Origin of the sequence: Collinsella aerofaciens (genome assembly GCF_015670745.1) — a bacterium.
Classification (GTDB): Bacteria; Actinomycetota; Coriobacteriia; order Coriobacteriales; family Coriobacteriaceae; genus Collinsella; species Collinsella aerofaciens_T.
Genome location: NZ_JADPCH010000024.1, coordinates 16094 through 31603 on the forward strand (window position 1 = coordinate 16094; position 15510 = coordinate 31603).

The 15510-nt window shown below is 58.2% G+C and carries 14 protein-coding genes; 8 read left to right on the plus strand and 6 right to left on the minus strand.

Translation table 11 applies throughout. The features are described 5' to 3' along the window. Positions 1-11: 11 nt before the first annotated feature. Positions 12-635 (minus strand): hypothetical protein, encoded by a 624-nt coding sequence (locus I4W07_RS08305; protein WP_196026314.1) that lies wholly within the window; start codon positions 633-635, stop codon positions 12-14. A 163-nt stretch (positions 636-798) separates the two neighbouring features. On the opposite strand from I4W07_RS08305, the gene I4W07_RS08310 reads away from it, so the two are divergent. Together I4W07_RS08310 and I4W07_RS08315 are read left to right on the plus strand one after the other, a co-directional pair. Continuing rightward, complete coding sequence (locus I4W07_RS08310; protein ID WP_117564906.1) at positions 799-1086, plus strand: PTS sugar transporter subunit IIB; 288 nt, start codon at positions 799-801, stop codon at positions 1084-1086. A gap of 11 nt (positions 1087-1097) precedes the next feature. Continuing rightward, entirely contained in the window at positions 1098-1472 is a 375-nt protein-coding gene (locus I4W07_RS08315; protein WP_196026315.1) for a VOC family protein, read from the plus strand. 296 nt (positions 1473-1768) lie between these two features. Here the strand turns inward: I4W07_RS08315 and I4W07_RS08320 are convergent, their stop codons facing one another. Genes I4W07_RS08320 through I4W07_RS08330 form a run of 3 tightly spaced genes read right to left on the minus strand, consistent with a single transcriptional unit; the run spans position 1769 to position 4394 of the window. Then, entirely contained in the window at positions 1769-3064 is a 1296-nt protein-coding gene (locus tag I4W07_RS08320) for a sensor histidine kinase (RefSeq protein ID WP_196026316.1), read from the minus strand. After that, complete coding sequence (locus I4W07_RS08325) at positions 3048-3833, minus strand: response regulator transcription factor (RefSeq protein ID WP_196026317.1); 786 nt, start codon at positions 3831-3833, stop codon at positions 3048-3050. Before I4W07_RS08325 ends, I4W07_RS08320 begins: the two co-directional genes overlap by 17 nt. Positions 3834-3851: 18 nt before the next feature. Then, on the minus strand, positions 3852-4394 hold the full coding sequence (locus I4W07_RS08330; RefSeq protein WP_022093856.1) for a UBA domain-containing protein: 543 nt from the start codon (positions 4392-4394) through the stop codon (positions 3852-3854). A gap of 564 nt (positions 4395-4958) precedes the next feature. On the opposite strand from I4W07_RS08330, the gene I4W07_RS08335 reads away from it, so the two are divergent. Beyond that, positions 4959-5354: a (deoxy)nucleoside triphosphate pyrophosphohydrolase gene (locus tag I4W07_RS08335; RefSeq protein WP_196026318.1), complete on the plus strand. Its 396-nt coding sequence runs from the start codon at positions 4959-4961 to the stop codon at positions 5352-5354. Between the two features lie 40 nt (positions 5355-5394). Here the strand turns inward: I4W07_RS08335 and I4W07_RS08340 are convergent, their stop codons facing one another. Beyond that, positions 5395-8271, minus strand: coding sequence for a DUF3427 domain-containing protein (locus I4W07_RS08340; RefSeq protein ID WP_196026319.1), 2877 nt, complete (start codon positions 8269-8271; stop codon positions 5395-5397). A gap of 301 nt (positions 8272-8572) precedes the next feature. Here I4W07_RS08340 and I4W07_RS08345 point away from each other — a divergent pair, with 301 nt between their 5' ends. From I4W07_RS08345 to I4W07_RS08360, 4 genes are all read left to right on the plus strand, one after another. Beyond that, positions 8573-9868, plus strand: coding sequence for an ATP-binding protein (locus I4W07_RS08345; RefSeq protein ID WP_230317565.1), 1296 nt, complete (start codon positions 8573-8575; stop codon positions 9866-9868). A 286-nt stretch (positions 9869-10154) separates the two neighbouring features. Further along, positions 10155-10394 carry a hypothetical protein gene (locus I4W07_RS08350; RefSeq protein WP_195444701.1) on the plus strand — a complete coding sequence of 80 codons (240 nt, stop codon included), beginning with the start codon at positions 10155-10157 and terminating at the stop codon, positions 10392-10394. A 40-nt stretch (positions 10395-10434) separates the two neighbouring features. Then, positions 10435-11073, plus strand: a complete 639-nt coding sequence (locus tag I4W07_RS08355; protein WP_196026320.1) for a metallophosphoesterase — start codon at positions 10435-10437, stop codon at positions 11071-11073. Then, positions 11070-11795: a metallophosphoesterase gene (locus I4W07_RS08360; protein ID WP_196026321.1), complete on the plus strand. Its 726-nt coding sequence runs from the start codon at positions 11070-11072 to the stop codon at positions 11793-11795. The genes I4W07_RS08355 and I4W07_RS08360 overlap by 4 nt, the downstream gene beginning before the upstream one ends. A 15-nt stretch (positions 11796-11810) precedes the next feature. Here the strand turns inward: I4W07_RS08360 and gluQRS are convergent, their stop codons facing one another. Then, positions 11811-12821 (minus strand): tRNA glutamyl-Q(34) synthetase GluQRS, encoded by a 1011-nt coding sequence (gluQRS, locus tag I4W07_RS08365; protein WP_268865722.1) that lies wholly within the window; start codon positions 12819-12821, stop codon positions 11811-11813. Positions 12822-13386: 565 nt separating this feature from the next. On the opposite strand from gluQRS, the gene I4W07_RS08370 reads away from it, so the two are divergent. Then, positions 13387-15327 carry a DUF2207 domain-containing protein gene (locus tag I4W07_RS08370; protein WP_196026322.1) on the plus strand — a complete coding sequence of 647 codons (1941 nt, stop codon included), beginning with the start codon at positions 13387-13389 and terminating at the stop codon, positions 15325-15327. Positions 15328-15510 lie beyond the last annotated feature (183 nt).

Sequence of the window (15510 nt, forward strand, 5' to 3'; positions counted from 1 at the left end):
CAAGCCGTCCGTTACGCGTTGACGGCCATCGAGTGTTGACCCGACTTCTCAAGGAACTCTTGGAACTTGGCCTCGTCGCCCTTGTTCTTGTACTGCAGGGCCAACAGGTACTCCAAGCGGCAACTCTTAACCTTATCGTCGCCGGCCTCCTCGAGCATGCGCTCCAGCTCGGGAATGTCGTTGTGGCGCTTGAGGATCATCGTGTCGTACATCAGCTGGCACTCGTGCGCGACTGCCTCGGCCTGACCGCCCTCAAAGCCCTTGATCTCGTGCAGCAGCTCCTTGGCCTTTTTGCGGTCCTCCTGGCCAACGTAGTAGTTAAAGGCCTTAATGACCAGGTCGACGCGCTGCATCTTGGGCAGGTTGAGTCCCAGCAGCAGGTCGAACATCTCGCTGGCGCGCTCGTGGTCCTCGCGCAGCAGATAGGAGTTCAGGCGCAGGTAGTCGCGGTTGTAGCGCGGGTACAGCATGCTGGTGAGTTTGCCGTCGAGCAAACGATCGAACTCGTCCCACTGCTTGGCGGCCATGAGCTGCTGCAGGCGCTTAAACGTGGTGCGTTTTTTGACGCTAAAGAACACCGACACGGCGATGCAGATGATAACGACGGCGGTCCAGAGTGTGCGGGAATCGGGCATATTAGGGTCCTTAGTCGCTCATAAAGCGAGCGGTATGACAACACGTACTGGATGTATTATACGCAGCGCGCAAGCAAACTGGCATAAAAGCTCATCGAGGCCGAGTGCCATCGCTCGCTGCGGTACACTTACCTAAAGTAAACCATGAAGGGAGACATTACCTATGAAGAAGATCGTTTTGGCTTGCGGTGCTGGCGCTGCTACTTCCACGCTCGTTGCCCAGAAGGTCGCCACCCTGCTCGACGCCAACGGTTATGCCGGCAAGTATGAGATCGTGCAGTGCGCCATCTCCGAGGCTAAGGATTACTGCGACGAGGGCGCTGACCTGCTGATCGCCACCACCGTTGCCCCCGAGGGCCTCACCTGCCCGTACGTGAGCGGCGTGCCCTTCATGACCGGCATGAACCGCGTCGCTGCCGAGAAGGCCGTCCTCGACGTTATGGCTCAGTAGGCGCTGACTGTATGAGTGAGCAGAACGCCAATCCGGTCGAGCTCTTTGGCATGCGCGTTGCCCATGTTGGCATTAACGCTGCCGACCCGGCAGACGCCTTGGAGATCGCGGAGCTGTTCTCGACGATGATGGGCCTGCCCGTCATCGAGACCCCCGTTTCGTACTTTAACGATTCGCTGGTCGAGATCATGAAGCAGGACGGTCGAGGCGCCAAGGGCCACATTGGCTTTGCCGTCAACAACATCGATGCGGCCGAGAAGTGGTTTGCCGAGCGCGGGCTCGAGGTCAACGAGGAGTCGCGCGTGCTGCTGCCCGACGGCGGCACCAAGCTCGTGTACTTTAAGCGCGAGTTCGCCGGCTTCGCCGTGCACCTGTGCCGCGAGTAGCGCACAAGCTGCTATAACGAACAAAAAGGGATAGGGCCGCATGGCCTTATCCCTTTTTTATGCCGAGGGGTCGACTTTTGCGACAGTCAAAAAACTGAAGTCTAATACTTTTCCCGAGAAGTGAACGAGCAGAATCGGACCCCTGAAGCATCGACACTTTGAGGGTGCCGTTTCCTGCGGTTTCGATGCTGGAATCCTGCGATTTTGCGGCCGAAAAATGCGGATGGTTCGGGGGTCCAAAAACAGGCGTTCACTTCTCGGGAAAAGTATTAGACCTCGATTCACGAGGGGGCTTCCTACCGTGGCAGGCGAATCGTAAAGCGGCTGCCGACGCCCTCGACTGAGGTCACGCCGATGACACCGCCATGGCTATCGACGATCCACTTGGCAATGGCAAGCCCCAGACCCGAGCCCTGCGCGCCGGCATCGCGTGCGTTGTCGGCGCGGTAGAACCGTTCAAACGCGTGAGCTGCGGATTCCTGGTTCATGCCGATACCCTCGTCCTCAACACTTATGTCGATCGCGCCCGTGTCCGTATCGGGCGTTATGGCAAACGTGACGGCCGTTCCCGCGTCCGAGTACTTGGCGGCGTTTTGCACGATCACGCGCAGAGCCTGCTTCACGAGCGCCACGTCGACAGATGCGTCGCAGCGCGGGTCGTTGGCAAGCGTGGTGTCGTACGCCAGCCGATACGTGTGCTCGGTATCGATCATCTGCGATTCCTCGCATACCTCGCCGACCAATGCGGCCAGGTTGGTATTCGCGCGCCGCAGGACCGTGCGCCCGGCATCGCCGCGCGCCAAAAACAGCAGCTGCTCCACGAGCTCCTGCATGTGCTCGCTTTCGGCTTTAAGGGACGCGATGGATTCCGTCAGCACGTCCGGGTCGTCTTTGCCCCAGCGGTCGAGCATGTTTACGTAGCCCTGAATCACCGCGATGGGCGTGCGCAGCTCGTGGCTTGCATCGTTGACAAAGCGCATCTGCTGCAGCTTGGCCTCTTGCATCTGGCGCAGCAGGCGGTTGAGTGCGACCTCGATGCTTGCCAGGTCGGCGTCGCCGGTGGTGACGCTCGGCGAGTCGACGCTTGCGCGCTCGATGGCCTGCTCCAGCGTTTCCATCTTGCCGCTGGAGAGCTGCATGCGGCCGAGCTCGTCTACGCGCAAGGCCAGGTCGTTGAGCGGCGCCATGGTACGGCGCACGCGGCGGGCGCCTCCGAGCATGTTGAGCACGGTGATGACCTGCCAACCTACAACGACAAGGTAGAGAGGCCATAGCGTGACGAGGTCCTGCGCGAGGGGGAAGGTCTTGGTGGTACGCGCAAGCTCGACGGTATAGGTGAGCGTTGTCAGGTTCCAGCCGCGCGCGGGCGTCAGCGACATGCCGCGAACGGTGGCGCCGGGAATCCAGCCTGCGGTAAACGCGCTATCGGGCAGCGTCTGGTTGTATCCATAGACGAGGATCGTCGCCGCAATCACCATCAGCAGCAGATCGAGCCAGACGTAGCTCATCAAGCGGCGCCACATATAGCTCCAGTTGATGGCACGGGCGATGGAGGTGACGCGCTTGGCCTCGGCGTTACGCGCGGCAGACATAGCCCACCCCGCGCACGGTCTGGATGATGCGGGTGCCACCGGCGTCTTCGATCTTAGCGCGCAGGTGCGCGATGTGTACGTCGACGTTGTTGGTGTCGCCCACGTATTCGTAGCCCAGCGCCTCGTGCGCGATGCGCTCGCGCGTGAGCACGGTGCCGGCGTGCGCCATAAGCAGGGCGAGAACGTCGAACTCGCGGGCAGTCAGCACGATGGGTGAGCCGTCGACCGTGACTTCGCGGCTGTCGGGGTCGAGCGCGACCGAGCCCACGGTGAGTGTGGCGGGGGAGGGCGAGGCGGAAGCCTGAGTCGAGTCGCTGGCCGGGGGCATCGCAGTGGAGCTGACACTCGCGCCACCTGCCGCGCCCGCCCCAGTCCCGGCGCCGCCAACGCCCGAAGCCGCCCGCACGGCCTCCGAGCGCTTCAGCGCCACGCGGATCCGTGCGAACAGCTCCTCGATCGCAAACGGCTTGGTCAGGTAGTCGTCGGCGCCGGCATCGAGCCCGGCAACCTTATCCATCACGGCATCGCGCGCGGTGACCATGATCACCGGCACGTCCTTGTGCTTGCGGACACGCCGCAGGACCTCCATGCCGTTGAGCTGCGGCAACAGCACATCGAGCAGAATCAGATCGTAGTCGCGCTCCAGTGCCAGGTCCACGGCGGTGCGGCCGTCGGCGGCGTGCTCCACCTGGTAGCCCTCGTGCTCCAGCTCGAGCGTCACAAAGCGGGCGATTTTCTCCTCGTCCTCTACGATCAGGATCCGTGCCATGCGTGCCCCCGTCTGCGATTACTTGTCGTCGTTCAGATTTTGTTTGATGTCGTCCGCGGCATCGGCGGCGTGATTCATAAGGTTGTTGATGCTGCCGGGCACGTCGCCGTCGCTGTCGATGCGGTAGCGCATGCCAAAGAACAGGCCAATCAGCATCAGCCATATCGTGGCGCCCCAAGCAAACAGCGCGACGATGGGGATCAGGATGGGGATGTTGAGGATGATCGCATCGCGGCGCGTGGCGATAAACTTGGTGTCCAGGCTCAGGCGGAAGAGCTTTTTGAGGTACTCCCACACGCTGTCCATCTTCTTGGAGAAGTCGGTCTTTTCGCTCGACTTTTCGTAGGCGGCCTGCGCGGCGACCATCTCGGCCGAGGGCTCATCGACTGGCGCGGACTCGGTGGCGGCGTGTGCCGACGTGGTCTGGGTCTTGCCCTGCGACTCAAGCCAAATGATGGCATCCAGAACGTTGCCGTCGGCGGCGTCGAGCGCGGCCTTGGCATCGGTGTAGCTCACGTTGCACTTGGTGCGGATGGTTTCAACTTTTTCGAGGTCGTCCATGACCTATCCTTTCGTTCGATGGGCGCGACGCCGGGCGATCTACCCGGGCGCGAGCGTTGCGTTCGGCGGCCTGCGTTGCGCGGTGCCGCCCCGCCCTCGGTCGAACTCTATAGTGCAGGTTATAGATTAAGCGATTCTTGAGCCAAGATTAATGTTGGATGAGTTTTTGGGTGGTGTGAGGGAGGAGCGGAATGTGTCTATTGGGTTGCGCGGGGGAGAAACGACTCACCTTTTGGGCTGCTGCCGAAGAGGTCTAATACTTTTCCGAGAAGTGAACGAGCTAAAACGGACCCCCGAAGCATCGACACTTTAAGGACATCGTTTCCTGCGGTTTCGATACTGGAATCCTGCGATCTTGCCGACGAAAAATGTGGATGCTTCAGGGGTCCTAAAACAGACGTTCACTTCGCGGAAAAGTATTAGACCTCGATAGCGAGGGATGGTGAGCCGGTAGCAAGTCGGCGTCAAGGGTTGGTCGAGCAGGTGGTTTTCAGGCGACTGGGACATGGCGGGCGGTCGATCACCTATACTGGTTGGGCTCAACTGGAGAGGTGATAACTAGTTATGAAATCAATCAATGTTGCAGCAGCGGTTATTCAGAAGGACGGAAAAATCCTGAGCTGCCAGCGCGGCTATGGCGAGTTTAAAGACGGCTGGGAATTTCCGGGCGGCAAGCTCGAGCCGGGCGAGACCGGCGAACAGGCAATTGTCCGCGAGATTCAAGAAGAGCTCGAGGTCACGATCGGTAACCTCGACTATCTGTGCACGGTCGAGCATGATTACGAGACGTTCCACCTGTCGATGCAGTGCTACCTAGCTACCATCCTTTCGGGGGAGTTCAAAGAGCATGCTCACGAAGACATGAAGTGGCTCGATACCAATAACCTGTGGGATGTCGATTGGCTTCCGGCGGACGTCAAAGTCGTTAGGGAGCTCGAAAAGAAACTCGGGCTTAAGTAAGAAAAGGGCGGGCGCTACATGGCGGCCCGCTCTTTTTTTGTTACTCAGCCTCGCTCAAATCGCTGAGCATAAACTCGTAAATGTCCTGTCGTACAGGCGCATTGAGCTCATATTCGATTTCGACGGCGTTGTCGCCGCTCTTAGTTTTTATAGCTTCGAACTCGCCGGTCGGATGCATTTCGCCTAAGAAATAGAACTCCTTGCCACCCTTATCGTCCTTGTTTTTTCGCATAAACAAATACGTCTTCAGGCCGTTTTCTGGCCATGTCTTCAGGCGCAGAATCTCGGGAGAGTTGAGCGTACGGTTGCCCTTCGAGATTGCGATGAGCTTGCTCGGCGAAACAAAGCGGTCTTCATACTGAATTGACTCACTAATGTCGGGTGCCTTGTCATAGTTAATAAACACGGGAAATGTATTGGTCTTCTCGTCGTAAAAATAGCCGCCAAGATTTTGGCCGTTGATGTTCTTTTGCCAGTTCATCAGACGGCAAACCTCTTCGTACGTGTACTTGGCATTGAGAACGAAATTTGTGTTTTCGTACGTCTCGGCATAGTCGAGTCGGTTGCGCGCAATACCAAAATCCAGCACCTCGAGAATCTGGCGCTTGAACTCTGCGTTGCGCAGGGCGCTCGCAAACACTTCGGTCAGATGAGGTCCGGTACCATCGTCAATAAGCAGGGAAACGAAATCCTTAGGAGTGGCAAAGTCGCCCTTAAGGACAGCGATTGCCGACCTAACGGCGCTGTCCTTAAGCTGTGCGCGGTAGTTTCTAAGCGCAGCCTCGCGCATATGCCGATAGCCCTCGTGTCCGGCTTCGACAAGCGTTTGAAGCAAATAGAGGTCTTCGAATCGCTTGCCCGCGGCAAGTTTTTGAGAAATAAATTTGAGAATCTTGGTTTGATCAGAGGAAAATTGAACCGTGTAGTCCGGCTCGTATTTGGAAAGAAATGCGTGGTAGGAGCCCAGGCCGCTATTCTTGAAGATAAGCAGCGGATCGATGGAGCCGTTACGATCAAATTCGAGCAGCGAGGGAATCTTGCCGAGTTTTTGGCGCAAGTCGAGATATTCGTTTTTCAAAAACCTGACGGAGGTGAAATCGCCGCCGTCGATGGCCTTGTAAATGCGTGCCTCGGAAATACGATCGAAGCTCACGGTCGAGCATCCGGGGATCGCCGAATCGCCCTCTTGGACAAGACGGCGCAGGCGGTCTTTGTTATACGTCTTGTCACCCGAAAGCGCGATGGGCACCAAGAAGTTGCTCTGGTAGTTGCCAATAAAGTCGAGAACCAGTGCGTATTCCTTGCCATCATTCAGACGCAAACCTCGTCCGAGCTGTTGAATAAAGATGATTGCGGAGTCGGTGCGTCGAAGCATGATGATCTGATTGAGCGAGGGGATGTCGACGCCTTCGTTCATGATATCGACCGAGAAAATGTATTCGAGCTCGCCGGCTTCAAGTCGGCTAATCGCGGCATCGCGGACCTCATCGGAATCTTGGCCGCTAATCGCAGCCGTTCGATATCCGAGAGCGTTGAATTTGCGCGACAGCTCTTCTGCCTCGGCGTTTCGATTGCAGAAAATTAAGCCCTTGCGGTTGCTTTTGGTGACGCTATACTCTTCGATTTTCTCGGTGATGTGACGCACGCGCTCATCGGACGTCAAGCGCCCGAACAGGGCGGTATCTTCGATTGTCTCATCGTCAATCTCCAGATCGTGAATGCCAAAATAATGGAAGGGGGCTAGCATCTCCTCGGCCAAAGCGTCCTGCAGCGTGATCTGGAACGCGATGACGTGATTGAAAAGGGCAAAGACGTCATAGCCGTCGGTGCGATTGGGTGTAGCGGTCATGCCCAGATAAAACCGAGGCGTAAAGTGCGACATGATGGATTGGTAACCCTGGGATCCCGTGCGGTGGGCCTCGTCGATGACGATGTAGTCGAACTCATCGGGACGGAAATCGCTCAGATGTTTGGCGACCGAAGAACACATGGCAAACACGCAGGTAGCATTGCTTATATTCTTGCCAGTTTGATAGGTGTCGAACGTATAGTTACTACCTAAGAGGCGTTCGTAGCTTGCACGGGAGGCGTCGATAATGCGCCGGCGGTGCGCAAGAAAGAGGACGCGCCGGGGTTTAGTTGCGAGCACGTCGAACGCCGAAAGGAAGGTCTTGCCGGTGCCGGTTGCCGAGACCAACAGGGCGCGGGTCTCGCCCTTGCGGTGGATTACACCGAGCGCCTCAAGGGCGCGCTGCTGCATTTTATTGGGCTTGATTTCTTCGAGGTCGTTCGTGGTTGGGCTAACGGCCGCCTGGAACGTCGGTTTCGATTTGGGCTTTGACGGACGTGCCGATCGATATGCGGCATAGTTCTCAATCCAGTCTTGGGAAAGCAAAACGGTTGAGGTGTCGTTCCACAACGAATTGAACTCGCCCCTCAGTTCGCCGAGTAGGCGGCTGTTCTCGACGGTCTGGTACAGCACGTTCCATTCTTTATTACAGGTGAGGGCGGTCTGCGTCATGTTCGAGCTGCCGACGATGACCGTGCTGGTTTCGCCCTTATCAAAAATGTATCCCTTGGCATGCAAATTACCCTGGAATACGCGAACTTCCATGTTGTCGTATTCCAGGAGCTTGCGAAAGACATCGGGTGAGTTGAAGTTGAGATAGGTGGACGTGAGCAGCCTGCCCTTAATGCCACGCTGCTTGAGCTCCTGGAACGTCTCGACCAGGATTTGAAGGCCGCCGTCTGCAACAAACGCTACGCAAAAGTCAAAAGAGCCGCAGGCTGAGAGCTGCTCCTTGATAACGGATAGTAGTGTTCCGCCTGTCGCCTTCGAGTTGGCGATGAGCTTGGGTGAATCGTTCTCGCGTGTAAGCGAGTCGAATTCAATATCAATCTGTCGCTGCGTAGTCATCCCGGCAAACCTTTCGAAAGACTATGTTGGCGCCAGGATAACAGATCGATCGTTCGTGTTTTGGGCGGCTTTTCTTTCCGGTCTCGTTTTATAGGTGGTTGGGAGGAGACGTACTCTCAATAGCAAGCGACTTCCACGGCCCAGTGTCGTCCGTTGTCTGCGCCTTGGCGTGGCCTCGCCTGAATCCGGTTGCAAATGACCCGGAGACGATTCTGCAAGTTTTTGTCACTTGTAAGAAAAACTTGCATAATTCGCAAGTTTTTGTCATGCTGTGAGAAAAACTTGCAGATTGGGGCGAACGATGAACAGCCGGATGGTCCCTAGAAATCGATATCTCGAAAAATTGATTGCCTTTCGTGACGCGGATGTCATTAAGGTCGTGACGGGCATGCGTCGTTGTGGCAAATCGACGCTTCTGGACATGATGCGCAAACATCTGGAGGATAACGGCGTTCCATCCGAATGTCTTTTGACCTTTAAGATGGAGTCATTTGAGCTGGAGGGCGTGCGTGATTGGCGAGAGCTTTACCGCCACGTGGACGGTCTAATGCCTGCGGGCAAGAGGTGCTATCTCTTCTTCGACGAGCTTCAGGAGGTTGCCGGATGGGAGAAGGCGATTAACGCACTTCGTGTCGACCGGGACTGCGATATATATGTTACGGGTTCGAATGCTTTTCTCCTCTCGTCAGAGATTGCGACCTTAATCTCGGGCAGGTATGTCGAGATTCGGATGCATCCGCTCGCTTTTTCGGAATATGTCGACTTTCTTGGTCCGACTGACGTCACGAATAGGCTTGCTGTTTTTGGCCGGGAGGATATTGTTGCACTCGACGATCTTCTTGACCGCTATCTGACGTTTGGAGGCCTGCCGTTCCTCGCTGCTTCAAAGCTGCCGGAGCAGGAAATGAAGGACTATATCTGGAGCACATACCAGACAATCGTCGGGCGCGATATTTTGGCTCGCGAAGCCCGTCGGGGCAGACGGTCGGTGACGAGCAGGAGTGTGCTCGACCGCGTCACTTCCTACTTGGCTGATAACATTTCAAACCCGACATCAATTAATAAGATCGTTGGAACGCTGGCAGAGAACGGGGCGAAATCCTCACACGGCGTCGTGGACACTTGTGTGTCCGCCCTTGAGGAGACCTATATCTTTTCGCACGCGCGCCGATTTGATATTAAGGGTCGGGACATTTTGAAGACCGGTGGCAAATTCTACATTGAGGATCTGGGACTTCGAGCTTTCTTGGATGGGTATCGCGGCAGCGACAGTGGGCGTGTTCTCGAAAATGCCATTTACAATCGCCTTGTCTATGACGGATACCAGGTCTTCACGGGTCATCTTCGAGATGCTGAAATCGACTTTGTTGCGATCGGCGACGGCTCGGATCGTAAGTTTATTCAGGTCACGGAGTCGATTGACGAGGAGGCGACGCGCAAGCGTGAATTGCGTCCATTTGAGCTCAGGTCGCTCGAGAAGATCACCGGCGGTTACGAGAAGATCATCATTGTTCGCCGGGGAAGCCATCCGACCGACATTGACGGCATCAAAATCGTTTCCGCAGTCGATTTCTTAATGGGTAGGCTTGGGGCTTAGAGCGTTTGGAGCGCGTCTGTTTCCTATGCCTAGCGACATTGCCGCAGCTCGTGACGCCGCCGGCTCCTTCCTTTCCGTCAAGCGGCGCCAACTCAGCTGATCCGTTGGGGACGGAGGAAAGCGGATCATTTTCGGTGCGCCGCAGGTGATACGAATCCTGCGGCGCGCTGTTTTTTGCGCGGGGGCTTTCAGCTGTGTCCGCACGACATGTGACACTTGCCCTGTCGCCCTGCTCTGCCGCGGCGGCATGTACCTGAACAACGACCCTCTAAGGAGTTCGATTTTGATGAGTGACAACACCAAGCATCTCGCAAAGAAATGCGTCAAGGACGCGGGGCCGTGCCTCGCGTTGTGCCTTGCCGGCGCAGCGGTCGCGCTGCTGGCTGTTCTGGGGCCGTTCGACGTGCTCCGAAGTGTCAGCTCTCTGCACGTTTGCATGGCCCTTGCCGGCGCCATGATAACCGGCGGCGTGCTCGATCTGATTTTTTGGGTGCTTGACCCGTTTGGATGGAAAAATGAAGGGTAAGCCCTAAGGGATGGATGCCCCGCAGCAACAGGAGGTCCCCGTGATCTGGTTTACCAGCGATACTCATTTTGGACACGAGAACATGCTACGGCTTAGCGATAGGCCTTGGTCGGCTGTTGCGCAGATGAACGACGCCATGGTCGCCAACATTAACAGCAAGGTTGCTGCGGATGACGAGCTCTACATCTTGGGCGACTTCAGCTTTAAGACGACGGTCCAAGACGCCTATGAGCTGCGCAAAAGCATTACATGCAAGCGCGTTCATCTGCTGCCCGGCAATCACGATAAAGACTGGACGCAGTCTGCGGTAGCGGATGCTTTTATCGTTGAGCCGCCCATTTGCGTGCTCAAGATCGACCGCCAAAAAATCGTGCTGAGCCACTATCCCATGGCCGACTGGCAGGGTATGTCGCACGGCAGCTGGCATTTGCACGGGCATATCCACAGCTGCTGCGGCGCGTACAACAAGTTCAACCTCAGACAGGGGCTGCTGCGCTATGACGTGGGCGTGGACGCTAACAGCTACGCCCCGGTAAGTCTGGATGAGCTCAGGTCGTGGTTTGCGCAGGTAGACGAGCCGGTGTGTTGCGTTAAATGGCCGTGGTGGGTCAACGCGACGGGTGACGAGCAGGTCGAGCACGATCTCGAAATCTACAAGAGGGAAGTGGTAATCCGATGACGGTCTATGTGACGGGCGATATTCATGGCGGCCTCGACATGCAAAAGCTGCGCGACTGGGACCTTGGGGATAGCCTGACGAGCGACGACTATCTGATTGTCGCGGGCGACTTTGGCTTTCCCTGGGATTTCTCTGCCGAGGAGTGTGTCGATATCGCTTGGCTGGAGTCGCGTCCCTATACCGTGCTGTTCGTCGACGGCAACCACGAGCGTTTCGATCACTGGGCGGAGCGCCCCATGGAGTTGTGGCACGGTGGGCTGACGCAGCGCCTGTCGGATACCTCTCCCATACGGCGCCTGACGCGCGGCGAGGTTTTTGAGCTCGACGGCTCAACGGTCTTTACTATGGGCGGCGCCACGAGCGTGGACAAGGAATACCGCATTCCGTATTCCAGCTGGTGGCCGCAGGAATTGCCGGACGAGCGCAACTTTGAGGAGGCGCGGACAAAGCTCGACAGCGTGGGCTGGAAGGTCGACTACGTGGTCACCCACACCTGCTCTACGCGCATGCTTTCGCCCACGCTCTATCCGGCGCCCGGCTGGAATTGCCCCGCCGTTGATCGGCTTACGGCATTTTTCGATGAGCTGGAAGACCGCTTGGACTACAAACGCTGGTATTACGGGCATTTTCATCGGGATGCCAACCCGGCCGAGCGCCACACCGTGCTCTACGACTGTATCGTTCGCCTGGGCGACGAACTCCAACCCTGGGATGTTGCGTAGGGGCGAGGCGTTTGGCTACTCGGCAGTTACAGTGATGTTCTCGCGATGCGCACGGATGACGTCCCAGCTAAAGTATTCGACCAGCTGCTTGGCAGAGCGCGGTGTGGTGTCCGGTGCGATGCCCGTTTGCCCGGCGAGCCAGCCCAGCAATGCCTCGGGTGTGCCAAAGCGGGCGCGGAGCTCGCCCAGGTCCAGATCGCGATCGCGCTTGGAAAGGCGGCGGCCGTCCGGCGACATGAGCAGCGGAATATGCGCGTAGTGCGGCGTGGGAAGTCCCAGCAGATGCTGCAGGTAGATTTGGCGCGGCGTGGAGCCCAGCAGGTCGCATCCGCGCACGACCTCGGTAACACCCATGGCGGCGTCGTCGACCACCACGGCCAGCTGGTAGGCAAACACGCCGTCGCTGCGGCGCACCAAAAAATCGCCGCACTCGGTGGCGAGTGCCTCGCATTGGGCCCCGTACGTGCGGTCCACGAATTCGATCACGTCGCCTGCGAGGTCGTCGATGTCGGGCACGCGTAGGCGCGTGGCCGGGGCGCGCAGGGCACTGCGGCGGGCGACCTCTTCGGCCGAAAGGCCTCGGCAGGCGCCGCGGTAGATGGGCGTGCCGTCGCTGGCGTGCGGCGCGCTGGCGGCGTGGAGCTCGGCGCGCGTGCAAAAGCAGGGATAGGTGAGGCCGGCGTCTTGCAGCTGGTGCAAGGCGCTCTCGTACAGGTCGAGGCGATCGTGCTGGTAGTAGGGGCCTTCGTCCCACTGAAGCCCTAGCCAGGCCAGATCGTCAATCAGCTGAGCGGCAAGCTCGGGGCGCTTGCAGCGATCGTCCAGGTCCTCGATGCGCAGCACGATGTTGCCGCCCTGGCTGCGGGCCGAAAGCCACGAGCACAGGCAACTGAACACGTTGCCCAGGTGCATGCGGCCCGAGGGCGACGGGGCAAAACGGCCCACGACAGGTGCGGGAACGGAGGCGGGTTGCGACGTTGGTGCATCCGCGGCGGGCGTTACTATGTTGCGCGTTTTGATATCCATGCGGACGAGTATAGCGCGGGGCACGGTAGGGAAGGCGTTTCCGTGGCTCGCAAGTTGGCGGCGCTGCGCATTGCGCACGGTGGGTCTGCGGCCCAACGTCTCGATCGCCGTATGCCGACTCGGCCTCACAAACGACAGAAACCCCGGCAGCTCTTCGCAACTGCCGGGGTTTCCGCGGAAAAGGGGGACATGATCCTCGAGCGAACGGCAAAGGGGCAAACCGTTTTCGCTCAATTGTTTTATGCCCCTCGACTGGCGGCTCAATCAGCGTATGCCGCGCCCACACAAAGCCGCTACACCTGTGACGGAGCTGTGAAGTGGTATCTATTGCTGGCGCAGGACTCGGCCAAAGAGCGTCCCAAACGACAAATTTGTTGCAGTCCGTCGGTTTAACCCAATGATCCGTTTTCCTCCGTCCCCAATAGATCATTAGGAACGTCCCTAAGTGCCAGACTCGGGTGGGACTTTTGTCCCATTTGACGTTCCGTTGGCCCAGATATTCGTCATGCGTACCCGCAAACGTGGGACAATGGCGCTGTTGGTTTTACAGACAAAGGATGTGCCTATGAACACCCTCGCCGCCAAAGTCAGCCGGCAGCGCCGCCCGTTTGCGCGATTTGTTTCCATTTGCGCGCTCGTCGCGTGCGCACTGCTGCTGTTGCCCGCCGTTGCACGTGCCGACGGCTACTCCATGACCCAAACCTATATCGGCGCCACGGTTGAGGCCGACGGCTCGCTGACCGTTGTCGAGGGACGCCAGTTTGATTTCGATGACGACATCAACGGCGTGTTTTGGGAGATCAATACAGGCTCTAACCAGCAGGGCGGCGCGGCGGGCGTCAATGTGCTGAGCGTCGAGGAAGACGACACCGCGTTTAACAAGGTCGACAGCGCAAACAAAGGCGACAACGGCGTCTATACGGTTGAGCAGTCCGACAGCGGCGTAAGAATCAAGGTGTTCAGCCCCCACGAGAGCGGCGACAGCGCGATCTATTACGTGAGTTACACCATGACCGGTGCGGTTATGAACTGGTCCGATACCGCCGAGCTCTACTGGAAGTTTGTGGGCGACGGCTGGTCTGCGGATTCCGATGATGTCGAGATGGAAGTGTGCTTCGCAAATGCCGCCGCCGGGACGGCGGCCGTCAAGGGCGATAACTTCCGCGCATGGGGCCACGGCCCGCTGACGGGCGACGTATCGCTCGATGCGGATGAACCCATGGTCACCTATACCATTCCCTGCGTGCATCAGGGCGAATTCGCCGAGGCGCGCATCACCTTCCCCAGCGATTGGGTGCCTTGGCTTTCCGCTTCGAGCGAGGAGCGCATGCCGACAATCCTGAGCGAGGAGAAGGCATGGGCCGACGAGGCTAACGCCCGCCGCGCTCACGCTCGCATGATTGCCAATGTACTTGCCGTACTAAGTGTTGTCGCGGCGGTGGCCTTTACCGGCACAATCGTTGTGCTCAAGCTGCGCCGCCGCAAGCCCAAGCCGCTTTTCCAGGACGAATATTTCCGCGATGTGCCTTCGGCCGACCATCCCGCTGTGCTTTCGGCCCTCATGAGCTGGAACGAGGTGCCCGATCAGGCATATATCGCCACGCTCATGAAGCTCACCGACGACCGTGTGATTAAGCTGGAGCAGGCGACCGTGACTAAGGCTAAGAAGGGTCTGTTGGGGCGTGAAAAAGAAGAGCAGACGTATCGCGTGACGGTGAGTGATGCGGGCTGGAAGTCGGCCAAGGGCATTGACCACATGGTGCTCAAGGTCTTCTTTGCCGGTGCTAAGCCTGACGAGAACGGTGACCGTTCGCGCACGTTCGACGAGCTGCAGCACTACGTCAAGCAGCACGCTACACCCGTGGGTGATAAGCTCGAGGACTATCAGAACACCGTTAAGGGCAAGCTGGCCGATAGCGAGTACGTTGCCTCGGACGGCATTGTTGCAATGGTGTTTTGCCTGGTTCTTGGTATCCTGATTGCCTTTGTTCCCGTGGGATCCATTTTCTTTACCGATGGCGCACAGGCGAACATTACCGCCGCGGTTATCTCGGTGCCGATTGTGCTGGTGGGTATCGGCGTGGGCCTTACGTTTCGCCGCTTTACGCCGGAGGGCGCCGAGGTGGCGGCTCGCTGCAAGGCACTTAAGCATTGGCTCGAGGACTTCACGCGTCTAAAGGAAGCCGTCCCGGGCGATCTGGTGCTGTGGAACAAGCTGCTGGTGATGGGCGTGGCGCTGGGTGTTTCCAAGGAAGTGCTGCGTCAGCTTGCCGAGGCCGTGCCGCCCGAGGTGCGCGAGGCCGACGGCTTCTATGACAATTATCCCTGCTACTGGTGGTACTACCATCATTACGGTATCGAGTCTCCGCTTGATTCGTTCAACGATGTGTATCACGAGACCATCCGCGAGCTGGCTTCGAGCTCCGATAGCTCGAGCGGCGGCAGCGGCGGCTTCTCTGGCGGCGGTGGTGGCGGCGTCGGCGGAGGCGGCGGCGGAACGTTCTAACGGTCGTAAATTATGGGATGGGCTTTTCTCGACAGCCGTCGGGGAAAGCCCATCCCCTTTTTACGCGCTACCTACGAAGACTGTCCCCAGCGACTAATCATTTAAGAACGTCCATTACAGTCGAAATTGTCAGCCTGGGACCATCTCGGGCTACGATTGAGGCGCGCCCAGAACGGGCCGCCG

What these genes read in the sequence shown, in the direction of transcription:
- I4W07_RS08305 (WP_196026314.1), bottom strand. Translation starts at nt 635, where the DNA reads ATGCCCGATTCCCGCACACTCTGGACCGCCGTCGTTATCATCTGCATC.
- I4W07_RS08310 (WP_117564906.1), top strand. Translation starts at nt 799, where the DNA reads ATGAAGAAGATCGTTTTGGCTTGCGGTGCTGGCGCTGCTACTTCCACG.
- I4W07_RS08315 (WP_196026315.1), top strand. Translation starts at nt 1,098, where the DNA reads ATGAGTGAGCAGAACGCCAATCCGGTCGAGCTCTTTGGCATGCGCGTT.
- I4W07_RS08320 (WP_196026316.1), bottom strand. Translation starts at nt 3,064, where the DNA reads ATGTCTGCCGCGCGTAACGCCGAGGCCAAGCGCGTCACCTCCATCGCC.
- I4W07_RS08325 (WP_196026317.1), bottom strand. Translation starts at nt 3,833, where the DNA reads ATGGCACGGATCCTGATCGTAGAGGACGAGGAGAAAATCGCCCGCTTT.
- I4W07_RS08330 (WP_022093856.1), bottom strand. Translation starts at nt 4,394, where the DNA reads ATGGACGACCTCGAAAAAGTTGAAACCATCCGCACCAAGTGCAACGTG.
- I4W07_RS08335 (WP_196026318.1), top strand. Translation starts at nt 4,959, where the DNA reads ATGAAATCAATCAATGTTGCAGCAGCGGTTATTCAGAAGGACGGAAAA.
- I4W07_RS08340 (WP_196026319.1), bottom strand. Translation starts at nt 8,271, where the DNA reads ATGACTACGCAGCGACAGATTGATATTGAATTCGACTCGCTTACACGC.
- I4W07_RS08345 (WP_230317565.1), top strand. Translation starts at nt 8,573, where the DNA reads ATGAACAGCCGGATGGTCCCTAGAAATCGATATCTCGAAAAATTGATT.
- I4W07_RS08350 (WP_195444701.1), top strand. Translation starts at nt 10,155, where the DNA reads ATGAGTGACAACACCAAGCATCTCGCAAAGAAATGCGTCAAGGACGCG.
- I4W07_RS08360 (WP_196026321.1), top strand. Translation starts at nt 11,070, where the DNA reads ATGACGGTCTATGTGACGGGCGATATTCATGGCGGCCTCGACATGCAA.
- gluQRS (WP_268865722.1), bottom strand. Translation starts at nt 12,821, where the DNA reads ATGGATATCAAAACGCGCAACATAGTAACGCCCGCCGCGGATGCACCA.
- I4W07_RS08370 (WP_196026322.1), top strand. Translation starts at nt 13,387, where the DNA reads ATGAACACCCTCGCCGCCAAAGTCAGCCGGCAGCGCCGCCCGTTTGCG.